Here is a 23,162-nt window from a genome sequence, read left to right as displayed (position 1 = left end):
ATAGAACTTATGGTTATATTGAAAATCACATATTCGATTTAGCTATATGTAATAGCTAAATGTAATAAGTTATTTGACAATCAATGCGAACTGATCGTTAATAAATGCCACAAACACCGTTCAGGAATTAACGCATTGGATTTTTTCCATTTTACTTTTTATACCCTGATGTTATTGGTGATAACCGGAGGAATAGTCGGATTTCTCTTGGCCCTGACAGGCGGAGGCGGCTCCATCGTTTGTGTGCCGCTGCTGCTGTATATGGTGCAAATCCCGGATACGCATTTGGTGATAGGCACCAGCGCCATGTCCGTCGCCGTCAGTGCGCTGCTCAACCTTTTTGCGCACGCCGCCAAAGGAAACGTCCGGTGGCGAACCGGCATTGTCGTGTCGCTGGTCGCGGTGGCAGGAACGCTGGCAGGTTCACAGATGGGAAAAATCACGGACGGGCGCTATCTAACCCTGCCTTTCGCTTTGCTGATGCTGATTGTCGCCGGATTAACGCTGAAAAAAAATCACCGGGCCGGCAACGGGTTGGCTTCCCCGGATGCAACCTTTCATCCCGCCATCGTGTGGCCCAGCGTGTTGGCGCTCGGCGCGGTGGCCGGCTTTCTGGGTATCGGCGGCGGATTTTTAGTGGTGCCGGCGCTGCTCTGGTTTTTCCGCTTTTCGCTGCTTGAAGCGGTGGCCACCTCGCTGGTGGTGGTTTCTGCCATGGGTTTATCGACGAGCGCAAGCTATGCCTTGTCCGGCAAGGTGTCGCTCGTCATCACGTGCTGGCTGATCGTCGGCGGTGTTCTGGGGGGCGTCGTGGGGGTTGCGCTCACCGAGCGCCTGAAGAAACGCGAGGACATTATCCGTGTGCTCTACGCCGCCATGCTCTTGGTGCTGGCCCTTTATATGCTTTTTAAAAGCTTATAAGACAGAAGGAAAAAATATGCGCATCCGTACATACCATCATCAGCTCTCCTTTTCGGGGGCGCCCGCAGCGAGTGATTTCGCTACCCTGCATCAACAAGGCTACCGGCTTATTGTCAACAACCGGCCAGATGAAGAACCGGGGGAGCATCTATCCCATCAGCAAGAGAAAACGCTGGCTGAAGGCATGGGCATAGACTACGTCTATCTTCCTTACACGTTCGACACGCTGACCTGGGAGACCGTTTATACCTTCCATTACCTGTTGCGGCGGGGCAAGAAGACCCTGGCGCACTGCCGGAGCGGGGCGCGCTCAGCCTGCCTTGCTCTGCTGCATGCGCTGCGCGAAGGGCGGATCGATGAAGCGCGATTCCGCAGCCAATGCGAAGAATATGGCGCGGATGCCGATAAGGCGCTCAGCTGGTATCGCCGGCATCAGTCCGTTCAGTCTCATGCGCAAGTGCACGCATTTTATGAGCCGGAAAGCGGCAGCCTGCAGTATGTCGTCGCCGATCCCGAGGCGCGTCGCTGCGCCATCATCGACCCGGTACTGGATTTTGACCGCCGATCGGGCACGGTATCGCATCAGCAGGCGCACACCATTTTGAGCTTTATCCGGCAGCAAGGATGGGGCGTGGCCTGGGTGCTGGATACGCACCCGCATGCCGACCATTTTTCTGCCGCAACCTGGCTGGCGCAGAAAACCGGCGCCCTCAGCGGCATAGGCGAAAAAATCACCGCCGTGCAGGGGCTGTGGCAAGACATCTATAATTTGAAGGAACTGCCTCCCGCCGAGACCGTGTGGGATGCGCTGTTTGCGGATGGGGACGTCTTTTTTATCGGCAACCTGCGCGCTGAAGTCTTGCTGTCTCCTGGCCACACCCTGGCTTCCGTCACGTATCACATTGCCGATGCGGCGTTTATTCACGATACGTTTTTCATGCCTGACAGCGGCACCGCAAGGGCCGATTTCCCCGGCGGAAATGCGGAAGCCCTGTGGGATTCGTTGCAGCGGATCTTGAGCCTGCCAGCGGATACCCGCCTGTTTACCGGCCACGATTATCGCCCGGCGGGGCGTGAGGCCCGCTGGGAAAGCACCGTGCGAGAGCAGCGCGAGAACAACCCCTGGGTGGCCAACATGGATAAAGCCCAATTTATCGCGCAAAGAAAGCAGCGAGACGCCACGTTGCCGCATCCGGAATTGATGCTGATGGCGCTGCAGGTCAACATTCGCGGCGGCGTTCTGCCTGATTGCGAAGATGATGGGCGGCACTACCTCAAAATCCCTGTTAATCGCTTCAAGGGGTAAATCAAGCCAGAGAGGCGCGATTGTTCACGGCTGTCAATCTCAAGGCGATCGCGCCGTCTGTTAATGGTTTTTTATGAAATAATCAGACTGATTCATATTTAATTATTTGTTTTTACACAAAACACGCGGCGCTTGCCCTCGCCGAATACAGTCACTACATTAACAACTGTACTTCCCACACTGCTAAGGAAAACACCATGAAAGCTGCCGTAGTGACGAAAAACCATACCGTAGACATTCAGGATAAAGTGCTGCGCCCGCTGAAGCACGGCGAAGCGGCGTTGAAAATGGAGTGTTGCGGGGTGTGCCACACCGATTTGCACGTGAAAAACGGCGATTTCGGCGAGGTGCCGGGCATTACGTTGGGGCATGAGGGCATCGGCGTGGTCTCCGCCGTCGGTGAGGGCGTCACCTCGTTAAAAGTGGGTGACCGCGCCAGCGTCGCCTGGTTTTACCAGGGTTGCGGCCACTGCGAATACTGCGTCAGCGGCAACGAGACCCTGTGCCGCTCGGTGAAAAACGCCGGCTACAGCGTTGACGGCGGCATGGCGGAAGAGTGCATCGTGGTGGCGGACTACGCGGTGAAAGTGCCGGACGGGCTCGATTCTTTCGCCGCCAGCAGCATCACCTGCGCCGGCGTCACCACCTACAAGGCGGTGAAGATTTCCGATATCAAGCCGGGGCAGTGGATCGCCATCTATGGCCTGGGCGGGCTGGGCAACCTGGCGTTGCAGTACGCCAAGAACGTGTTTAACGCCAAAGTGATCGCCATCGACGTCAATGATGGCCAGCTGGAGTTCGCCAAACAGATCGGCGCCGATCTGACTATCAACTCCAAAACGCAAAACGCGGAGGAGATCATTCAGCAGCAAACCGGCGGCGCTCACGCGGCGGTGGTGACGGCGGTGGCGAAAGCCGCCTTCAACTCGGCGGTCAATGCGGTGCGCGCCGGCGGTAAAGTGGTGGCCGTGGGGCTGCCGCCGGAAAGTATGGATCTGAGCATTCCGCGCCTGGTGCTGGACGGCATTCAGGTGGTGGGTTCGCTGGTGGGCACGCGCGAAGATCTGAAAGAGGCGTTCCAGTTCGCCGCCGAAGGCAAAGTGACGCCGAAAGTGACCAAACGGCCATTGGGCGATATCAACGCCATCTTCGAGGAGATGAAGGCGGGCACCATTCGCGGTCGCATGGTGATCGATCTCGGCATGGCGAAGTAGGCCACGCGAAAAAAGAAGGCCACCTGCGGGTGGCCTTCTTGTTATCTCATTACGCCGGCTTCAGAACAGGCCCAGCGGTTTGGCGTCGTAGCTGACCAGCAGGTTTTTCACCTGCTGATAGTGCGACAGCGCCGCCTTGTGGGTCTCGCGCCCGATGCCGGAGTTTTTGTAGCCGCCGAACGCGGCGTGCGCCGGGTACAGGTGGTAGCAGTTGGTCCATACGCGGCCGGCCTTGATCGCACGTCCCATGCGGTAGGCGCGGTTGATGTCGCGGGTCCACAGCCCGGCGCCCAGCCCGAACTCGGTGTCGTTGGCCAGCGCCAGGGCTTCGGCCTCATCCTTGAAGGTGGTGACGCCAATCACCGGCCCGAAGATCTCCTCGCGGAAGAAACGCATGCTGTTGTCGCCGGTGATCAGCGTCGGCTGCAGGTAGAAACCGTTTTGCACTTCGTCGCCGCGCTGAGCGGGCTCGCCGCCCGCAACGATTTTGCCGCCCTCGTTTTTAGCGATGTCGATGTAGGACAGGATCTTGTCGTACTGCTGTTTTGACGCCTGGGCGCCGATCATGGTCTCGGTGTCGAAGGGATCGCCCTGGCGGATGGTGGCGATACGCGCCAGCACTTTCTCCATGAACTGCGGGTAGATGGACTCCTGGATCAGCGCGCGTGAAGGGCAGGTGCAAACCTCTCCCTGGTTGAAAAAGCCCAGCACCAACCCCTCAACCGCCTTGTCGATAAACGCCGGCTCCGCCTGCATGATGTCTTCAAAATAAATGTTCGGCGATTTGCCGCCCAGCTCGACGGTGCTGGGGATGATGTTCTCCGCCGCACAGGCGAGAATGTGGCGGCCGACCGGCGTGGAGCCGGTGAAGGCGATTTTTTCGATGCGTTTGCTGCGCGCCAGCGCTTCGCCGGCCTCGGCGCCGAAACCTTGCACCACGTTGAGCACCCCCGGCGGCAGCAGATCGCCGATCTCTTCCATCAGCACGCTGATGCCGAGCGGCGTCTGTTCCGCCGGTTTCAGCACCACGCAGTTACCGCCGGCCAGCGCCGGCGCCAGTTTCCAGGCGGCCATCAGCAGCGGGAAGTTCCACGGGATAATCTGGCCGACCACACCCAGCGGTTCATAGATATGGTAGGCCACGGTATTTTGGTCGATCTCCGCCGCGGTGCCTTCCTGCGCGCGCAGGCAGCCGGCGAAGTAGCGGAAATGGTCGACCGCCAGCGGCAGATCGGCATTCAGGGTTTCGCGGATCGGTTTGCCGTTGTCCCAGGTTTCGGTCAGCGCCAGCATCTCCAGCCGCGACTCGATGCGATCGGCGATGGCCAACAGCACATTGGCGCGTTCCTGCACGCTGGTTTTACCCCAGGCGTCCGCCGCCGCATGCGCCGCGTCAAGCGCCAGCTCGATGTCTTTGGCGTCGGAACGCGGGAATTCGGCGATCGGCTGGCCGGTCACCGGCGAGGTGTTGGTGAAGTAGTTGCCGGATACCGGTTCGACAAATTTGCCGCCAATGTAGTTGCCATAGCGTTGACGGAACGAAACCAGCGAGCCAGGCAAACCGGGGTGAACATATTTCATGTGAAGCACCTCTCTGCAGATGATAACCGGCGCTATTGCGCTGCGCCTGTGAGTGCGGCCTGTCGCCGCAGCACAGAGAAGCACGCCCCGTGCCAGATTAGCGACGGACGTAGCGTTATTTAAAAAATGGCTATTTATTAAAACGTTAAGCACTGATGTGGGTAAGCCAATCGAGCGGTGCCGCTGCCGCCGATGATTTTTTGTGTTCCGTGTCGCAACGCCTGATACACATCCATGATACATATTTGCAACACTTGCAGCCGGGGGAGAAACGCATGTTGCCTGACGATCGCTTGCTCACTGAGAGCGCCAGTTTGCTGACCCACCCGCTGGCGGAATCCTGGCAGCGCAGCCGCAGTTACGGCCTGACGCGCGCCGATCAACATATCCCGTTTATCAAAGCCGGTCTGCTCGAAGAACTGCGCAGCCGCAACGACTGGGTGCCGCAACGGGTACAGCCGCTGATCGAACAGTTGGGCGCGCAAATTACGCGTCAACCGGCCATCGTGGTGATCGCCGACGCCGACGGGCTGGTGTTGGAAACCCGTGGCAATCACGATTTTCTGCACAAGGCGTCGCGCTTTGCGCTGGCGCCGGGCAACCAGTGGGGAGAAGCGGAGCGGGGCACTAACGCCATCGGCACTGCGCTGGCGCTGGGCGCTTTCTGCGAAGTGCGCGGCGATCAGCATTTTCTCAACCAAAACGCCGGATTGAACTGCACCGCCGCGCCGATCTACCGGCCGGATGGCCATATTGCCGGCATACTGGATCTCTCTGCCCCGGCCCAGCGCCCGTATCCTGATGCGCAGCGTCTGATCATGCAGGCGGTGCGCCATATCGAACACCGCTGGGTCAGAAGCGCGATCGCCGATCGTCACTGGACGCTGCGCCTGCACGCCGACGCTGGGCGCCTGGGCAGCGCGCAGGAACTGCTGCTGGTGTTTCACGACGAAGTGCTGATCGCCGCCAATCGGCTGGCGATGGTCGAGTTCCAACTCTCGCCGGCCGCATTCGGCTCGCTTGAATTCGCTCAGCTGTTCCCCGATCTGTTGCGGCAACCCTCCGGCGCGCCGCGCCAGACGCTGGCCGGCAATCAACGGCACTATTATTCGCTGCTCGAGGCGCCCCAACGCCGCGTTAGCGCTCTGCGTTCGACGCCGCCGGCGGAACGGCACGACGAGCAGCATCAGAAAGCGTTGCGTATTCTCAACGCCGGCCTTTCTCTGTGCGTGACCGGCGAAACCGGCTGCGGCAAGGAGCACTTCAGCCGCCGCCTGTTTCAGGAAAGTCGCTGGCGCAACGGCAACTTTGTGGCGATCAACTGCGCGGCGCTGCCGGAACCGCTGATCGAGTCCGAACTGTTCGGCTATGCGCCGGGGGCGTTTACCGGTGCCAACCCCAAAGGCTATATCGGCAAGATCCGCGAGGCGGACGGCGGCGTGCTGTTCCTCGATGAAATCGGCGACATGCCGGCGGGCCTGCAAACGCGCCTGCTGCGGGTGTTGCAGGAGAAAACGGTCACGCCGCTCGGCAGCCGCAGCGCCTATGCGGTCGATTTCGCGCTGGTTTGCGCGACGCACCACGATCTGCATCGGCAGGTGCTAACGGGGGCGTTTCGCGAAGATTTATTGTATCGCATACAGGAATACAGCCTGCGCATCCCGCCGCTCAGAGAGCGGGCGCAATTGGAGACCTTCATTCTGCAGCTGTGGCGGGAGCTGGGCGGCGAACGGCGCGACATTCGCCTGTTGCCGGAGGCGCTGGCGATGCTGGCGCGCTATCCGTGGCCCGGCAACGTGCGGCAATTGTTAAGTACGCTCAAGGTGCTGCTGGCGCTGGCGGACGATCGCGCGGTGCTCACTCTGGACGATCTGCCGCAGTCGATCGCGGTACTGTCGCCGCGCCAGGCATGCGCCGACGCCGGCGGCGAGGATCTGCAGGCGGCGATCGACAGGGCGGGCGGCAATCTCAGCCGGGCGGCGAAGGCGCTCGGCGTTTCGCGCAGCACGCTGTACCGCAAGCTGGGGAGGCGAAAAGCGGCAGAGGAATGACGCTTCTCGATTGACGGGCGATAAGGCCCCGCTGCGCGGGGCCTGTTTGTTGCTCTCTCAATCCCCCAGTCCCGGCGGGTTAATCTCGGAATGGGCAATCTTCTCGTCGCTCTCCGCCCAGCGATCCAACACCTGCAGATAACTGCCGTTGGCGATGGCGCTGTTGAGCGAAGCCTGCACCGCGTCCACCAGGCCGTTGCCTTTCTTCAGCGTGACGGCGATGTTGGCGGTCTTCGGCCAGCCGCCGGGCACGATGCCCACCAGCCGGGTTTTACCGGTCAGCCGCGCCTGATAAGCGCCGGAGACGTTGGGCCCGAAGGTGGCGTCGGCGCGGCCCGACTGAATGGCCAGCGTGGAGGCGGCCTTATCGGTGACGTACACCGGCTGCAGCGGCGCCAATCCCTTGGCGCGGTTCTCCTTGTCCCAGGCCAGCAGTACCGCTTCCTGATTGGTGCCGGAATCGACGATGATCTTTTTACCGGCGATATCCGGCGCCGTTTTGATCTGGGTGATTTTACTGTCGGACTTGACGTAGAAGCCCAGCGTATCCTGCCGATAGGTGGCGAAATCGAATTTGGTTTTGCGTTCGTTGGTCACGGTGATGTTGTAAACCGCGGCGTCATATTTGCCGGAGGCCACCCCCAGCGGCCAGTCTTCCCACGACGTGGGCACCAGCTTGAGTTTCAACCCCAAACCGTCGGCCACCAGGCGCGCGATGTCCGCCTCGCTGCCGATCACCGTTTTATTGTCGCGGGCGTACAGGCCGAACGGCGGGCCGCTGCCCAGCAGGGAAATGGCCACCGTCAGCGTGCCGGGTTCCACGAACCGGAAGCCGGCGGGGATTTTGGCCACGGCTTCGGCGCTCTTCACCGTGTGGATCGGCGTTTCGTTGGCGACGAGATCCACGCCCGGTGCGGCGGCGGCGGAAAAACTCAGCAGCGCCGCAATCACTATCATCTTTTTGCTATATATCATTATGTTAATTACCTTCATTATTATGGATGTCACACGGTCGTTGCACTATCTCTAAAGGCTGCAGATCTGTGAACGAACAAAATCAACTAACCAATCTTGGAAAAATCATGAGGCGCCTCTGGCGGCGCTGAATCGATCGAGGATGAACCATGCCGTCGCGTTTCGCTACGTTGGGCCGCATACCGCGCGGCGTGTGGGTATTGGGTGGCGTGAGCCTGCTGATGGACGTTTCCTCGGAAATGATCCATAGCCTGTTGCCGCTGTTTATGGCGACGACGCTCGGCGCCAGCGTGATTGTCATCGGTCTGATCGAAGGGCTGGCGGAGGCGACGGCGTTGATCGTCAAGGTGTTCTCCGGCGTGCTCAGCGATTACCTCGGCAAACGTAAAGGGCTGGCGCTGCTGGGCTACGGGTTGGGCGCCATCAGCAAACCGTTTTTCGCCATCGCGTCGTCGTCCGGCATGGTGATGAGCGCGCGCCTGCTGGATCGCGTGGGCAAAGGCATTCGCGGGGCGCCGCGTGATGCCCTGGTGGCCGACGTGACGCCGCCGGAAATTCGCGGCGCGGCTTTCGGGCTGCGCCAGTCGCTGGATACCGTCGGCGCCTTTTTAGGGCCGCTGCTGGCCGTCGGTCTGATGCTGCTGTGGCACAACGATTTTCGCGCCATCTTCTGGGTGGCGGCGATCCCGGCGGCGCTGGCGATTGCGCTGCTGTTTTTCGGCCTGAAAGAGCCGGCCGCCACGATAACCCACAAGCGCACCAACCCGATCACTCGCGCCAACCTGCGGCTGCTGGGGCGCAGCTATTGGTGGGTGGTGAGCATCGGCGCGATCTTCACGCTGGCGCGCTTCAGTGAAGCGTTCCTGGTGTTGAAGGCGCAGCAGGGCGGCACGCCGCTGGCGCTGATCCCGCTGGTGATGGTCGCCATGAATCTGGTCTACGCCTGCTCGGCCTATCCGTTCGGAAAACTGTCCGACCGCATGAGCCATGAAGGATTGCTGAAAGCCGGGTTGCTGGTGCTGATCGCCGCTGACCTGGTATTGGCGCAGAGCGATCATTGGGGCGGGGTGCTTTTTGGCGTCGCGCTGTGGGGCGTGCACATGGGCATGACCCAGGGGCTACTGGCGGCGATGGTGGCACATACCGCGCCGGCGCACCTGCGCGGCACCGCGTTCGGCATGTTCAATCTGATCAGCGGCGTGGCGCTGCTGCTGGCGAGTCTCGGGGCCGGAACCCTGTGGGAGCTGTTCGGTTCCGCCTCCACCTTCTACGCCGGGGCGCTCATCTGCGTGGTGACGCTTATCGGCATGAAGCTGGCGCCGTTCGGCGAACGGCGGCCGTGAAAGCGGCGGCGCTCAACGCCGCCGCGCGGTTTACGCCGGATGGGCGTCATTCTCGTTGCCGCCAATCGCCAGGTAATCCGTGTAGATTTGTGGCGCGCCGGAGAACGACGCCAGTGTTTTCCACTCGTCGTACATGCGTTCGGTGTCCTGATGCTCGGCCACGAACCTGAGCGCTTGCTCGGTTGAGACATCGAGCTCCGGATGGAACGCGTTGAGCGACGCCAGACTTTCAATGATCAGCATCACCGCGTATTGGTCCAGCCGATTGCCGCTCTGGCCCTTCAGCAGGTGAAACTTCCAGCCCGGGTAGTCTTCCACGCGGTGGATGTTGTCGGTAATGAACCGTTCAAATCGCTCGGGCGAGACGCCCGCTTTAAGCGCCAGGTTATGAATGCCGATGACACGCTGAATGCTTTCCTTACCTGGTTCGCTGCGGTAATTGGGGCCGGGCGGCAATGAACTGCGGCTATTCTCGGCCACCAGACGGTAACAGGTGTAAAGGGTCGGCAGTTCGGCGAAGGTCGCGAAGGTTTTCCACTCCTCAATCAGCGCGGCGGCCTCCGGACGCTGCCGCCAAAAGGCGTGCGCCTCGTCGGTCAGCTCGCCGTTGCCGTCGATATAGCGCGCGTAGGTGGCGGCGTCTTTAGCCTGATAAACCATCAGGTACTGATTTTCACGCTCGCCGCGCAGGCCGCGCAGCAGCGTCCATCGCCAGCCGGGATAGGCCGGGATGGCGACGCCTTTACGGCGAACGAACGCTTCGAAACGATCTGAGGCGACGCCCCGTTTCAGGTTGATTCCCACGTAGTGCAGGGAGAAAACCGGCGTGGTTGATGCATGCATTAAACGATCCTCGCAAGTTAAGTTAGTGAGATGTGTTCGTCACGGCTTTGGCGCTGATGCTGACCAGCAACAGGCACAGCAGCGTGCAGCCGAACGCCAGGGCCAGGCTGGTGTAATTGGCGATAAAACCGATCAGCGCCGGGCCGGTTAATAAGCCGAGATAGCCGACCAGCGTCACGGCCGGAAACGCCTGGCCGGGCGGTACCTGTTTTTGATTGCCGACGGCGTTGAACAGAATGGGAACGATGTTGGCGATGCCCAGGCCGGCGAGCATCAACCCGCCAAAGGCGGCCGATGCCAGAGGGACGGTGACGGTCAACAGCACGCCTGCCGCGGCGCACAGGCTGCCGAGCAGCAGAGTGCGGTAGCGCCCGACGGCGCCGATCAGCCTGTCGCCATACAGCCGCCCGCAGGCCACGGCGACGGCGTACAGCGTGAACCCGATCCCCGCCTGCGATTTGGCCACGCCGCGCTCGGCATGCAGGAATAATGCCGACCAGTCGAGCATCGCCCCCTCGGTCAGGAACACGAAGAAACAGAGCAGGGCGATAAACAGGATCTTGCCGTGGGCCAGCGCCCACCGCGCGCCGCCCCGTCGCCGCTCGCCGATGCCGCCGTGCGCCAGTAAATCGCCGGCGACGATCAGCAGCAGGATCGCGATGAGGAGGGCGATCAGGCCGATGGCCTGGACCGGGGCGAGGCCCGCCAGCAGCAACAGACTGACGCCGCCGGCGCCGGCAATGCCGCCAAGGCTGTAGAAGCCATGAAAACCGGACATTTTCGCCTGGCCGCTCTCCCGCTCGACGATTATCGCCTGTGAGTTCATCGCCACATCCATGATGCCGTTGACGGCGCCAAATACCCCCAATGCCGCCCCCATCAACAGCGGAGCATCGAGTAACGCCAACAGCGGCAAGTCGATGCACAGCAAGGCGCCAGCGCCCAGCAACACGGCGCGGCACCCCAGTTTGGCGATCAGATACCCGGCGAAGGGCATGATCGCCATGGAGCCGGCGGCGAGGCAAAACAGCAGCAAACCGAGCGCGCCGTCATCGATGCCCAATCGCGCTTTCACGAAAGGGATCAACGGCGCCCAGGCGGCCATGCCCAACCCGGCGAGGAAGAAGATCGCTCGGGTGGCGATTTGCCGGCGATGATTCTCTGCGGCCTCGCCGGTTAGCCAAGGTAGCATCATGACGATCGGCTCTGCGCGACGGACAGATAATCGGTATAAATCTGCGGTGAACCGGAAAATGACGCCAGTTGCTTCCACTCTTCATACATTTGCTTGGTGTCGCGATGCGCTTTGGCGAAGGTTGCCGCTTCGGCGGTGGCGATATCGGGCTCCGGATAGAACACGTCCAGCGCCGCCAGGCTGACGATTTCCATCATCACCGCGTACTGATCGAGCCGATTGCCGCGCTCTCCCTTCAGCAAGTGAAACTTCCAGCCCGGATAATCCTCAATGCGATGGTGATTTTCGGCGATAAAGCGTTCGAATTGCGCCGGGGTCACGCCTTCGCGCAGCGCCAGATTGTGGATGCCGATAATGCGCGCCTCGGGCGGTTCGCCCGGCCGTTCCCGGTAGCGCGGGCCGGGCGGCACGTCGCTTTTTCTGTTCTCAGCCAGCAGGCGATAATCGCTGAACAGCGTCGGCAGCAGGCTGTAGGTGCCCAGTTTTCGCCACTCGGCGAGGATTTCCTGCGCGGCGGCATGCCGCCGCCAGAATTCGTGCGCGTGCGCCGTTCGCTGCCCGGTGGCGGTGACGTAACGATCGCGCTGCTCGGCGCTGTCAATCTCGTACAGCATCAGGTATTGCCCGACGCGTTCGCCGCGCAGGCCGCGCAGCAACGTCCAGCGCCAGCCGGGATAACAGGGGATATGCACGCCTTGTTCGCGCACGAAGGTTTCAAACTGTTGTGGCGTGACGCCGGCTTCGGTATCGATGCCGATGTAATAGAAGCTGAATACCGGTTTGGGATCGGAGACTGTCGTCGTCATCTTTCACTCCTGATTGGCGAATGCGGCGGAAAATTGGGTATTGATAATGGCTTCGACCAGCGTGACGCCGATGGGCGTGAGCGTCACGCACGGACCATCGACGGTGACCAGCGCTTTATCTACCAGGATTTTCAACGTGCGGCGGATGACCGGGTTAGCAAACAGGCTGTTGCCGTCAAAGCGCCGTTTAAACACCCGATCGTCCACCGGCAGCAAGGTGGAGAGCGCCATTTTGAAGGCGTTCACTTCACGCTGGATCGGGGAGAAACCGCGGCTTTCCTCGATGGGCAGGCGGTCTTGGTTGAGCGCCTCCTTGTACTTCTTGTAACCGGTGATGTTGATGGCTTCGGATCGCGTCGATTTGGAGCTGCCGCCCAAACCGATCGCCACTTCCGGATACTGCTTGTCGAGATCGGTGATGAGCGATTTCCACTTTTCCGGCTGTTGATCATTGCGGTGAAAGTACATGGTGGGGTGTTCGGTATAGCCGCCATTCAGGTAGTTCTCGACCAGCTCGCGCATTTGGTACTGCTTGCCCAGCCCAGGGAAGCGCAGGTTGTTGATGCTGATCAGCCCCTTTTTCTGCCACAGGCTTTCGCGCTCGCCCGAGACGCCGGTGCGATTTTTAATAAACTCATCCATGTGCAGCTTGGTGCAGACGACGTGCGACAGATTCAGCTCGAGGGTTTTTTCCATGTCGTATTTCACGTCGTCCACGCTTTGGCCCAGCATGCCGTAAATGAGATCCACGCTGACCCAATCAATGCCGAGCGCGCGCGCATGATGAATGGTCTCCACGCACTCTTCGGCCGAGTGCATGCGCCCGCAGGCGGTGATGATGTCGTCATTAAAGGATTGGGTGCCGAAACTGATTTTGCTGAAGCCGAGCTCTTTCAGCAGCGCCAGATAGGCTTTGTTCAGGGTGCCGGGCTCCCCTTCGAAGCGCAGGGTGGCGTTGGTGAAGTTAAAGTGGCTGAAGTAGAAGGCCATCATGCGGCGCAGTTCCGGCTCCGGCAGCAAGGACGGCGTGCCGCCAAAGACGTTGAATTCACCGATTTCCACTTCGGCCAGGCTGGGCACGCGCGCCAGCCACATTTGCGCCTCCTTGATGTTGAAATCGACCAAATCGCGGAATACCGCCTGAGAGGCGGGCGCCTTGGGATTGAGGATCACCGTGGGGTACTGACAAAAATGGCAGCGATAGCGGCAGGTCGGGATATAGGCCCAGAGGTGGATTTTGCCCGCCTGGCGAATGTCAGCCTCCATATCGGCAAAAAACGCGGCCAGCGGGTAGTCGACGAGATCGCCGGGGAACACGTGACAGCCGAACGGATCCTTATGGACGTACTCCAGAAAGGCCCGGTTTTCCGGTTGCGCCAGGAACGCGTTCACCCGCGGCGTGGGATAGTTTTCATCGATATCCAGCAATGAGTGCAAGGCTTCGTCGTTCATCAGAAGACCCCCCCGTTGCCGAAATAGTTGTGGGCTTCGCCGGACTCGCGGTCTTCACAGAAGTAATAAACAAAGCGGGTGAAATCCTCGTCTTTGACCGTATCGAAGCAGGCCGGCAATGCGGGCGGGAAGCCGATATCGTCACCGACGGCGCGCCGCATGGCGGCAAACAGCGCATCGCGAAATTCGAGGTAGAGCCGATAGGCGGGGGTTTTATAGGCATGGATCGGTTTGAAATCGATGAGGCGCATCTCGTGTTTCAGCTCGTGAATGCGGCGGTAGAGGCTGTCGGCCAGCGGGCCGGAGAAGAAATCGCGCACTTCGCTGTTTTCCAACAGCAGATACGGATTGAGCAGCACCGGCAGTAAGATATTCTTTGGCGTGTAGTCCTTGACCGAGTAGTCCCAGGCCAGTTTCGCCTCCGCCGGCGTGGCGTCCGCCAGCGCGGTTTTCTGTCGCTCAACGTCCGGCCGGACGTCCTTCATGATAATGATGCCGTCCTTGCCGTAGGCGATGCCGTTGATCACCTCATCGAGAATGGTGTCCACCCGGCGGCTGTTGATCTCAACGTAAGCATGGCGAGCGTAAACCGGCTTGCCGCCGTAGGCGATGACCTTAATGCCGAAGTCCCAGTCGTCGGACAGGTGTTCCACAAAGCGGCCATGGTTGAGCTGGTAGAAGATTTCGATGCCGCCTACCGCGTCATACAGGCTGCGCTCCACCCCGAACCCTTTGCCGTCGGGGAAGCCGCCGAACAGGGAGAACGAAAATTCGCGCAGACGCAGCGTTTTTTGGATCTCGCGGAACAGGTTGGGGCGGTGCTCAAACTCTGCGGGAGGGTAGTAATAGTTGCAGGTGCCCAGGTCGCCTTGTTGCTCGATCATGGTATTCACCAGCTCGTAAAGCCAAAATGCATCCACGGTGCAATCGGCATCGGCGGAAACGATATAGTGCTTGCGTTTATTTCCCAGCCGGCTGTCGCGGGCTTTAGAACGCAGCGACGCATAGTCCATGCCGCGTTTTCTGGCCGAGGAGACACCCTGCACCGTTTCGGCGATAACATGAATGGCCATAGCCGGATGCCTTTCACTAAACGCGTTTATTTTAGCGACGGAATCATCGGTGGAGTTGTTATCAACGACAATCAGTTCGTAAGTGTCGTGGGTGATTAATTCATTCTTGGTGTGCTGATTGAACAGCGAAAGTAAAACCGCCTCAATACGGTCGCTTTCATTATAAACGGGCAGTACGACAGACACAAAAACAGTATCACGCATAGATCCTCCAAGGGCTAATGAAAGTCCACAGTTAGAAATGGCTTGTCTGAAAGTTAAATTTCACGTCATTCGATGATTAGCTGATATTTAAGAACTCCATGACGTTGTTGGATAAAATCCGCTTGCCCAGCGCGTAATTCTTTTCCGCCACGCGCTTCATCTTCTCCTTGTTATTAATGAACCGGTAGACTTCCTGGATGAATTCGTCGTTCGGCGGCCCATCCTGTAACTCGGAGATCGGCATGACGGGCGCTTCAAACCCATGCCGGCCGTAGACTTCGTGATAATATTCGTAGCGAGTGGTGATATAGCAACGGCGGCAACTGATCGCTTCGCCGATAGGATTGCCATAGCTATCATAATCATACGAGGTGAGAAAAGAGACCAGGTCGCAAGAGTGATAGAGGTCCTCTATGCAAAACGCGTCGTTTTCCGAGCGCATATCGACATGAGGAAGCATGCCGACGAATTTGACATAGGGGAGAACATTCAGTTCCTGCGCCAATTTGGCGAGTTGCAGATAACATGACGGATTTTCATATTCATTGCCGGCGATCGCCAAATAGGCGCGTCGCGTGTTGTGGTCGCGGATAAATAAATCGTTCAGCCGGCTGATCAGAATAATATCGCGGTCCAATCTTTTCTGAGGGATGATGCGGGTGGTTCTGGCAATGAGAAGATCATTGTCGCGAATATTCATCTGCTTTCTGACATTCGTTCTTTCGTGACTGTCCGAGAAGTCATAGGTATTTTTCTTTACCTCGACATGGACATCATGATTGCACCAGGCCTCCAGCTTTTGCTTCAGATCGTGATTGAGCGTGACATAGGTAATGTATTTTGAAGGGATAGGTTTGATGGCGTGAGAATAAGGTGGCGGGCCGTATTTGAGCACCTTTTTTTCGCTGTTCCACATCAGGTCATGATCGCGCCAGATGACGAAACGCGTCAGTCGATAACGTCGGCCATAATCTTCGATCGCCAGATACAGCGCTTTGGTATAGATGATGTTTTCCGGCAGCGTGCCGTTTTCCACCACCACATGGCTGATTGCGAGCGCTTCCCATTGGGCGATGAGGCGATCCGCCAGCTGCCGCGCCGTCAACGCGATGGTATGCAACAAAGCGGCTTTTTCTTGCTCGTCAATGGGCGTTTTCTGGCCGATCAACGCCGCGTGCGCGTACTCGAGAAAGGCGGGGTGGTAATCTGGAATCGACGTGATGTCGTCCAGGCGGACCAGCGTAAAGACATCGCGGTAGATGTCATGCTCATGCTGATAGGGTTTATTAAAGTTTCCCTTATCAATCTTGATGTCGTATCCCAAATCAAGATAAGAGCGAAATCCACAGGCTTGCAGTCGTTTGGCAATCTTCATTGCTTCCACCGTGATCCCCGAGACCGAGACGGCATCGAACGAAATGAACATTGCATTCTTCTCTTGCCTTTCGTGCATCGCAGTACCTCCTGCTATTATTTGTAGTGCATTGATTTAAATTAACTATTTCTTAACAAGTCTCCGGTAACGTTCCCAATTGAGTGGAAAAAGAATCGTTTTGACGCTCTGGAATACACTCAAATCTGACAGAACGGAAGCTTAACCGTTCAAAAATGTAAAGATACGTTTATGCTTTGTGAGGGCTCTCACAAATATTCCGGTGCGGGAGGCGTGAAACAAGCAGAGGAAAAGAGGGGGGATCAAGCCCCCCGAATGTGGGGCATGCGATGCCGATTTAACGATTCGCCGTGCCGCCTTCGGCAGGCTGAAGTATCGCCTGCAGCAGCGTCGGCACCTGCTGGGATCCCACCGCCGGGCTGAACAAAAACCCCTGGCCGATATGGAAACCGGCTTCGCACAGCGTTTGGCGCTGCTGCTCGGTTTCCACGCCTTCGGCGATGATATCGATCGACAGCTTTTGACCGAGAATGCCGATGCTTTCCACGATCGCCAGGATCGCCGGTTCGGTGTTCATGCGTTGAATGAAGTCGCAGTCCAGCTTAATGCAGTCCAGCGGGTAGTCCATGATATGGCTGAACGAGGAGTGGCCAGTGCCGAAGTCGTCCAGCGCGATACGGATACCCATCTCTTTGAGCATGTGCAGCGCGCGCAGTACGTATTTCGAACCGTGCTTGTTGAACGCGTGTTCGGTCACTTCCAGTTCGATCAGGTGGTGGGGAATGTGGAACTTCAGCAGGCGTTGCAGGAAGGTTTCGGCGTAGTTGTCGCGTAAAAACTCGATCGGCGACACGTTCAGCGAAACGGGCCGCACCGCCACGCTGGCCGCGCGCCAGCGGGCGATATCGGCGAAGACTTTCAGCTGCATGGCTTCGCTGATTTTGGTCGCCAGTTCATAGTCGTTGAAGGCCTCGCTGACCGTCGCCGGCAGCTGTATGCCGTTTTGCGGGCAATGCCAGCGCAGCAGCGCTTCGAAGCCGACGATGCTGCCATCGGCGAGGCTGACCTTCGGCTGGTAGTTGGGGCGAATGCAATTATCGCGCACGATCTGGCGCGCGTAGTTGAGCTGACTGGCGCGGGCGCGGGCTTTGTCCATCATCTTGCTGTCGAACATGTAGACGCCGCCGCGGCCGCCTTCTTTCAGTTCATACAGCGCGGTATCGGCGCACTTCATCAGCTCTGACGCATCGCGGGCATCTTTGGGATAGATGGCGCCACCGATGCTCATGCCGCAATGCAACGTCTTGCCGCCGTGGGTGATCGGCGTCTCCAGCTGCAGCAGAAACTTGTTGGCGATGCGGAAAATATCCTGCTCGTTTTCGACGTCGCTGATCACGACGGCGAACTCGTCGCCGCCGAGGCGAGAGACGAACGAATGAGTATTCATGCAGGCGCTGAGCCTTTTGCCCAGCACCCGCAGCAGATGATCGCCCGCCGCGTGGCCCAGCGTATCGTTCACCAGTTTGAAATGGTCAAGATCCAGCAGCATCAGCCCGAGCGACTTGTTGCCGTGCAGGGCGCGCTTCATCTCTTGCTTCAGCTTTTTCTTGAAGAGGCGCCGGTTGGGCAGGCCGGTCAGTTCGTCATACTCGCTGGCAAGCAGCAGGCGTTGCTCCATCACGCGCTGCGACGTCACATCCCGTGAGACGCACAAGATCTCGGCCACGACCCCGTGCTCATCGCTGACGGGAGAGAGGATGTTGTCCCAATGCTGTTTTTTGCCCTGCGGCGTCACGCTCAATCCCGCGAAGCGCGCATTCTTACCGGCTTTGACGCTGCGCAACGCTTTGCTGCCGCGGCGGCGAACTTCGGGCGACAACAGCCCCAGCCAGGGCATGCCAAACTCTTTTTGCGCCGGATCGAGGCCGAGCGCCAGGCTGCCGGAGCGGTTCATGTGGCGCAGCGTGCCGTCGCGATTGATCACTTTGATGCAGTCAACGCTGGCGTCCAGCATGTCTTGCTGGATAGAGAGCGCCTGAACGTTTTGCTGGCGTTGCAGCATTTGCGGATGGATGTCGGTGGCGGTGAGGTACCAGCTGGGCTCCAGCGCCTTGCCGTCCTGGCGGGCGTTAAACGCCAGCATAAACCACCGGTAGGCGCCGCTGCGCTCGCGCAGACGGGCTTCGCCGGCGAACGAGGAGAGGGCAACGATGGCCTGGCGCCATTGCGCGGCCAGGCGTTCGCGATCGTCAGGGTGCAGGGCCTCGAGCCAGTCTGCGGCGCCGTGCTCACCGGCGATTGCGCCGGTATAGTCGCGCCACTGCTTGTTGAAGTAACCGCCAAGGCGGTTGCCGAAGCAGATCAGACCCGGCAAGTCGTCTACGATTTCGCTGTAGAGGTCGATCGGATTTTTGTTATTTTTCTGCTCGGGCAACAGGCTCATGCGGTATTTCCTCGGAAAATTACCCATATTCTTGCTCTATAGCAGAGCCTCTTTCAATATAGTCTTGCCAATGAAAATGGGAATAGCCAGCGGGCGCGGCTAAAAATCGGCCTGGTAGCATGAAATAGATTACGCAAGAACGCATTAGGAATACTCCTGTTATTTATAAGCCCCTCTTATATTGCATCGAAAAATAAGTGCTCCGACCAGGCGGTTTAATAACCGCAAAAAAGTAATCAAACCTGATGTTTCTTTTTGAGGAAATGTTCAGTCTTTCTGCTGCTCTTTCACTCGTCATACCGCCTCTCTTATGCATCATGACTGACAAAATCCGCATGCCGGGCGGTAAAAAGCGCCATGTTATGCCCGGTTCAGCGGTGGCCGACGCACTTGTCGCCGACGTTTGCGGTGAAAGTTATGATGCAAATCAAGAAATGTTTTGTTTCATCTGTTGACACTTTACTTACGTATAAGATAGCCTCGCGAATGAAAATCATTAACAAAACTGGATAATTAAGCGAGATGCACCCACAGCCTGATTCTCGCGCTTCGGCCGGATGGCCGAGCCGTGCCGGTATAACGGCGCCGGGTTTATCGCCGGCAAACGTACATTCGCCACCTGTCTGCACTTCTGCGCCCTAAGCGTATGGCGTGGTGACATCTTCATGTCCGCACGCCCGAATTTTTATCACTCAGCCTGTTTTATGCGGCCCGCGTCGGGCAGGCATGCGTTATCTGTCGTTTCACGATCATAGGAGGTTTCAGCGCGGTTAAAACGTCAGTTTTCTTCTGGGTATAAATAAACATGGAGCGTAAAATGATACTTAATAAAAAATTGAAGTTAGCGTATTGCGTGTTTCTGGGTTGTTATGGCTTGTCTCTTCATTCATCTCTTGCCGCTTATCGGGAACCAGGACAATTAGGTTCGCCCGACAGTTGGAAAAACGCAGAGTTTAATCGCCAATGGGGGCTTGAGGCTATTTCCGCCGAGTTCGCCTATGCCAGAGGCTATACCGGAAAGGGCGTGACGATTGGCGTTATTGATGATGCCATTCTCTCTCATCCGGAATTCGCCGGTAAACTGACGCGGCTGGATAACGGCAGCTATAATTTCTCGTATGATAAACAAGATAATATGTCATTCGGTACGCATGGCACGCATGTCGCCGGTATTGCAGCCGCCAAAAGAGACGGCTCCGGTATGCATGGCGTCGCCTACGACGCGGACATTATCGGCGCCAAGTTGAACGACTTCGGCAATCGCAACGGCCGCGAAGAACTGATCCAGAGCCCAGCCCGGGTTATCAATAACAGCTGGGGGATCCCACCGGCGGTCAGAAAGGATGCCAATGGCAACACCATTTGGCTGCCGAACGGGCGGCCTGACTATGTGGCGTGGGTGAAAACCGACGTCATCAATGAAGTGATGCGCAATAAGTCCAACCTGGAATGGGGCAGCGAGCAACCCGTGCCCACCGGCGGGCACAGCGCCATGGCGACGCTGCTGCGCGCCGCCAAGCATGGCAAGCTGATCGTTTTCTCGGCAGGCAATTACAATAACTACAATATTCCTGAGGCGCAAAAGTCACTTCCCTATGCTTTCCCTGAGGTATTAAACAATTATCTGATCGTGACCAATCTGAGTAATAACGATAAGTTAAGCGTTTCCTCAACCAGCTGCGGACATACGGCCAGTTTTTGCGTGTCAGCGCCGGGCAGCAGTATTTACAGCAGCGTAGGGGAGCTGGTTTCCAATACCGGCGGGGCGGTGAACCGCGAAGCCTATAATAAGGGCGAGCTGACGGTTAAACCCGATTACGGAAATATGTCGGGCACCTCAATGGCGGCGCCGCACGTCACCGGATTTGCCGCCGTATTGATGCAGCGCTTCCCTTATATGAGCGCCGCTCAAATATCCGCGGTCATCAAAACCACCGCCACCGATTTAGGCGAGGTCGGCATTGATCATTTATTCGGCTGGGGCCGCGTCAATTTACGCGATGCGATCAACGGGCCGAAGATGTTTATCACCCAAGAGGATATTCCGCAGGAATTCTATGTGCCGGGTTCCTACAGTGAAAAACAGTTTGTGGTGAATATCCCCGGTCTTGGGAATATCGTCGAAGCCGGAACCCCGGTTGAGCGGCGTTGCACGTCGGGCGAATGCGACTTCGATTCGTGGAGCAATGACATCCGCGGCCACGGCGGGTTGACCAAAACGGGCGCCGGTACGCTGGCGCTGTTGGGCAATAATACTTACAGCGGTGACACCTGGGTGAAACAGGGCGTACTGGCGATCAACGGTTCGGTGGCGTCCAATGTCTATATCGAAAATAGCGGCACGCTGGCCGGCGACGGCACGGTGGGGGCGTTCAGAGCGGTTCGGGGCGGCAGCGTGACGCCGGGAAATGGCATCGGTACGCTGCACGTGTTGCATGACGCCGTGTTTGATCGCGGCTCGCAGTATAACGTGGAGGTCGCAGACAATGGCCGCAGCGATAAAATCGAAGCGCGCCGCGCTTTCCTCTACGGCGGCAGTGTGAACGTCAGCCTGGAGCACAGCAAAAACCTGCTGTCGCAAAATGAGGCGCAAAGCCTGCTGGGCAACAAATACACCATCCTGACGACGACGGATGGCGTGACCGGCCGCTTCGAAAACGCCAATCCTTCGTATCCGTTTGTCAATGTGACGCTGGACTATCAGGGCAATGACGTCGGCCTTGGGATCACGCGCACCGCCGCCCGTTTTGACAGCCTGGCCAGCACCGAAAACGAGAAAGCGGTCGCCCGCGCGGTGGAAACGCTCAACGCCACGGAACCGGTCACGGAAACGGCCAAACGCAGCGTCGCGGCGCCTACCGCTGAAGCGCTAACCGCACTGCAGGGCGTTGAAGGCGAGGCGACAGCCGTTACCGAAGCGACGAGCCCCGTGGCCGGCCATCCGGTTTATGAAAGCTTCCTCGGCTTCACTTCGGCCAGAGAATTGCAACAGGCGACCCGTCAACTGTCCGGCCAGATCCACGCGGATATGGCTTCCGCTCAGATCAACGAAAGCCGTAATCTGCGCGATACCGCCACCGAGCGCTTGCGCCAGGCTGAAGGCCGCCGCACCGCTTCCGATATCAAAGCGGATGATAATGGCGCCTGGGCGAAATTGCTGGGCAACTGGGGGCATGCTTCCGGCAACGACAACGCTACCGGTTACCAGACATCCACCTATGGCGTGCTGTTGGGTCTGGACAGCGAACTGTTTGACGACGGCCGGCTGGGCGTGATGACCGGGTATACCCGCACGTCGCTGGATGGCGGCTATCAGTCAGATGCTCACAGCGACAACTACCATCTGGGGCTGTACGGCGACAAACGTTTCGGCGCGTTGGCGCTGCGAGCGGGCGGCACCTATACCTGGCATCGCATCGACACGTCGCGCTCGGTAAACTACGGCGCGCAGGCGGATCGCGAAAAGGCCCGCTATAACGCGCGCACCGGTCAGCTGTTTATCGAAAGCGGTTACGATTGGAGCAACGACGTGGTCAATCTTGAGCCGTTCGCCAACCTGGCGTACACCCACTATCGCAACGAGGGGATCAACGAGCAAGGCGGGGCGGCGGCGCTGCGCGGCGATAAGCAAAGTCAGTCCGCCACCGCTTCGACGCTGGGCCTGCGCGCCGATACGCAATGGCAGACCGACAGCGTGGCGATCGCGCTGCGCGGCGAGCTGGGTTGGCAACATCAGTACGGCAAGCTGGAGCGTAAAACACAGCTGATGTTCAAACGCAGCGATGCGGCGTTCGACGTGAACAGCGTCCCCGTTTCCCGCGACGGGGCGGTTCTGAAGGCGGGCGTCGATGTTTGGGTTAACAAAAACGCCGTGTTGTCCCTCGGTTACGGCGGGCAATTGTCGTCCAACCATCAGGACAACAGCGTCAATGCCGGTCTGACCTGGCGCTTCTGATAGCCGTTGATCCGTTTCACGCTACTCAGCCCCCATCGCAACGATGGGGGTTTTTTATTGGGCGCGCGGAAGCGACAGGCCGGGCGGCGGTGTCTTCACAGGATAAAGGCGCGTTAGAACAGGATGTTTCTAATTCTTTTGGTTAGAAAAATTGATGATAATCATCTGAAGTGACTAAAAGGATTTAGGCCGAAACATGGAATTTCTCTTCATTTTATTATTTTTTACCTTATACATATCAATTGCCTGTGAGTATCACCGGCGCCGGTGGCGCGTGCTGTATCGCCGTAAGAGAAATAGAAGAAAAGGGATGAAAATGAAACGGATGGTTAATATTCTGCTGTTCAGGCAATAAACCCAAAAAAAGGAGACGTCATGCAACGTCTCCCTCTAAATGCCCATTGAGC

At 58.3% G+C, this 23,162-nt stretch carries 15 protein-coding genes; 6 read left to right on the top strand and 9 right to left on the bottom strand.

What is annotated here, in order from left to right; translation table 11 throughout:
* Positions 1-135: 135 nt before the first annotated feature.
* The 3 genes from ACJ8M3_RS05980 to adhP all read left to right on the top strand — a co-directional run bounded on the left by ACJ8M3_RS05980 (position 136) and on the right by adhP (position 3,441).
* Positions 136-921, top strand: a complete 786-nt coding sequence (locus ACJ8M3_RS05980) for a sulfite exporter TauE/SafE family protein (RefSeq protein ID WP_033643040.1) — start codon at positions 136-138, stop codon at positions 919-921.
* A 16-nt stretch (positions 922-937) separates the two neighbouring features.
* On the top strand, positions 938-2,227 hold the full coding sequence (blh, locus tag ACJ8M3_RS05975) for a bifunctional sulfur transferase/dioxygenase Blh (RefSeq protein WP_033643041.1): 1,290 nt from the start codon (positions 938-940) through the stop codon (positions 2,225-2,227).
* Positions 2,228-2,424: 197 nt separating this feature from the next.
* Positions 2,425-3,441, top strand: a complete 1,017-nt coding sequence (gene adhP / locus ACJ8M3_RS05970; protein ID WP_033643042.1) for an alcohol dehydrogenase AdhP — start codon at positions 2,425-2,427, stop codon at positions 3,439-3,441.
* Positions 3,442-3,501: 60 nt separating this feature from the next.
* On the opposite strand, the gene exaC is transcribed toward adhP, so the two are convergent.
* On the bottom strand, positions 3,502-5,022 hold the full coding sequence (exaC, locus tag ACJ8M3_RS05965) for an acetaldehyde dehydrogenase ExaC (protein ID WP_033643043.1): 1,521 nt from the start codon (positions 5,020-5,022) through the stop codon (positions 3,502-3,504).
* Between the two features lie 275 nt (positions 5,023-5,297).
* On the opposite strand from exaC, the gene ACJ8M3_RS05960 reads away from it, so the two are divergent.
* On the top strand, positions 5,298-7,073 hold the full coding sequence (locus ACJ8M3_RS05960) for a sigma-54-dependent Fis family transcriptional regulator (RefSeq protein WP_089197037.1): 1,776 nt from the start codon (positions 5,298-5,300) through the stop codon (positions 7,071-7,073).
* Positions 7,074-7,130: 57 nt separating this feature from the next.
* On the opposite strand, the gene ACJ8M3_RS05955 is transcribed toward ACJ8M3_RS05960, so the two are convergent.
* The gene (locus ACJ8M3_RS05955; protein WP_021504584.1) at positions 7,131-8,048 is read right to left on the bottom strand and encodes an ABC transporter substrate-binding protein; all 918 of its coding nucleotides are present in this window, start codon (positions 8,046-8,048) and stop codon (positions 7,131-7,133) included.
* Positions 8,049-8,197: 149 nt separating this feature from the next.
* Between ACJ8M3_RS05955 and ACJ8M3_RS05950 the strand changes: the two genes are divergently transcribed.
* A complete protein-coding gene (locus ACJ8M3_RS05950; RefSeq protein WP_089197038.1) occupies positions 8,198-9,391 on the top strand; it encodes an MFS transporter in 1,194 nt (397 codons plus the stop codon).
* A gap of 30 nt (positions 9,392-9,421) precedes the next feature.
* On the opposite strand, the gene ACJ8M3_RS05945 is transcribed toward ACJ8M3_RS05950, so the two are convergent.
* From ACJ8M3_RS05945 to ACJ8M3_RS05915, 7 genes are all read right to left on the bottom strand, one after another.
* On the bottom strand, positions 9,422-10,234 hold the full coding sequence (locus ACJ8M3_RS05945; RefSeq protein ID WP_069100349.1) for a hypothetical protein: 813 nt from the start codon (positions 10,232-10,234) through the stop codon (positions 9,422-9,424).
* A gap of 22 nt (positions 10,235-10,256) precedes the next feature.
* On the bottom strand, positions 10,257-11,429 hold the full coding sequence (locus tag ACJ8M3_RS05940; RefSeq protein ID WP_089197039.1) for an MFS transporter: 1,173 nt from the start codon (positions 11,427-11,429) through the stop codon (positions 10,257-10,259).
* Positions 11,426-12,235, bottom strand: coding sequence for a hypothetical protein (locus ACJ8M3_RS05935; protein ID WP_015377860.1), 810 nt, complete (start codon positions 12,233-12,235; stop codon positions 11,426-11,428). The genes ACJ8M3_RS05940 and ACJ8M3_RS05935 overlap by 4 nt, the downstream gene beginning before the upstream one ends.
* 3 nt (positions 12,236-12,238) lie before the next feature.
* On the bottom strand, positions 12,239-13,687 hold the full coding sequence (locus ACJ8M3_RS05930) for a radical SAM protein (protein ID WP_060660730.1): 1,449 nt from the start codon (positions 13,685-13,687) through the stop codon (positions 12,239-12,241).
* Complete coding sequence (locus ACJ8M3_RS05925) at positions 13,687-14,964, bottom strand: glycosyltransferase family 2 protein (RefSeq protein ID WP_033650419.1); 1,278 nt, start codon at positions 14,962-14,964, stop codon at positions 13,687-13,689. The genes ACJ8M3_RS05930 and ACJ8M3_RS05925 overlap by 1 nt, the downstream gene beginning before the upstream one ends.
* Positions 14,965-15,040: 76 nt before the next feature.
* On the bottom strand, positions 15,041-16,417 hold the full coding sequence (locus ACJ8M3_RS05920; RefSeq protein ID WP_089194737.1) for a glycosyl transferase family 2: 1,377 nt from the start codon (positions 16,415-16,417) through the stop codon (positions 15,041-15,043).
* 277 nt (positions 16,418-16,694) lie between these two features.
* Positions 16,695-18,800 (bottom strand): putative bifunctional diguanylate cyclase/phosphodiesterase, encoded by a 2,106-nt coding sequence (locus ACJ8M3_RS05915; RefSeq protein WP_089197040.1) that lies wholly within the window; start codon positions 18,798-18,800, stop codon positions 16,695-16,697.
* Between the two features lie 1,024 nt (positions 18,801-19,824).
* Between ACJ8M3_RS05915 and ACJ8M3_RS05910 the strand changes: the two genes are divergently transcribed.
* The gene (locus tag ACJ8M3_RS05910) at positions 19,825-22,755 is read left to right on the top strand and encodes an autotransporter domain-containing protein (protein ID WP_233503949.1); all 2,931 of its coding nucleotides are present in this window, start codon (positions 19,825-19,827) and stop codon (positions 22,753-22,755) included.
* Positions 22,756-23,162: the final 407 nt, after the last annotated feature.

This window comes from Serratia sp. CY55921 (assembly GCF_052167655.1).
GTDB classification, from domain to species: domain Bacteria; phylum Pseudomonadota; class Gammaproteobacteria; order Enterobacterales; family Enterobacteriaceae; genus Serratia; species Serratia ureilytica.
This window is presented reverse-complemented; position numbering and strand designations above follow the sequence as displayed.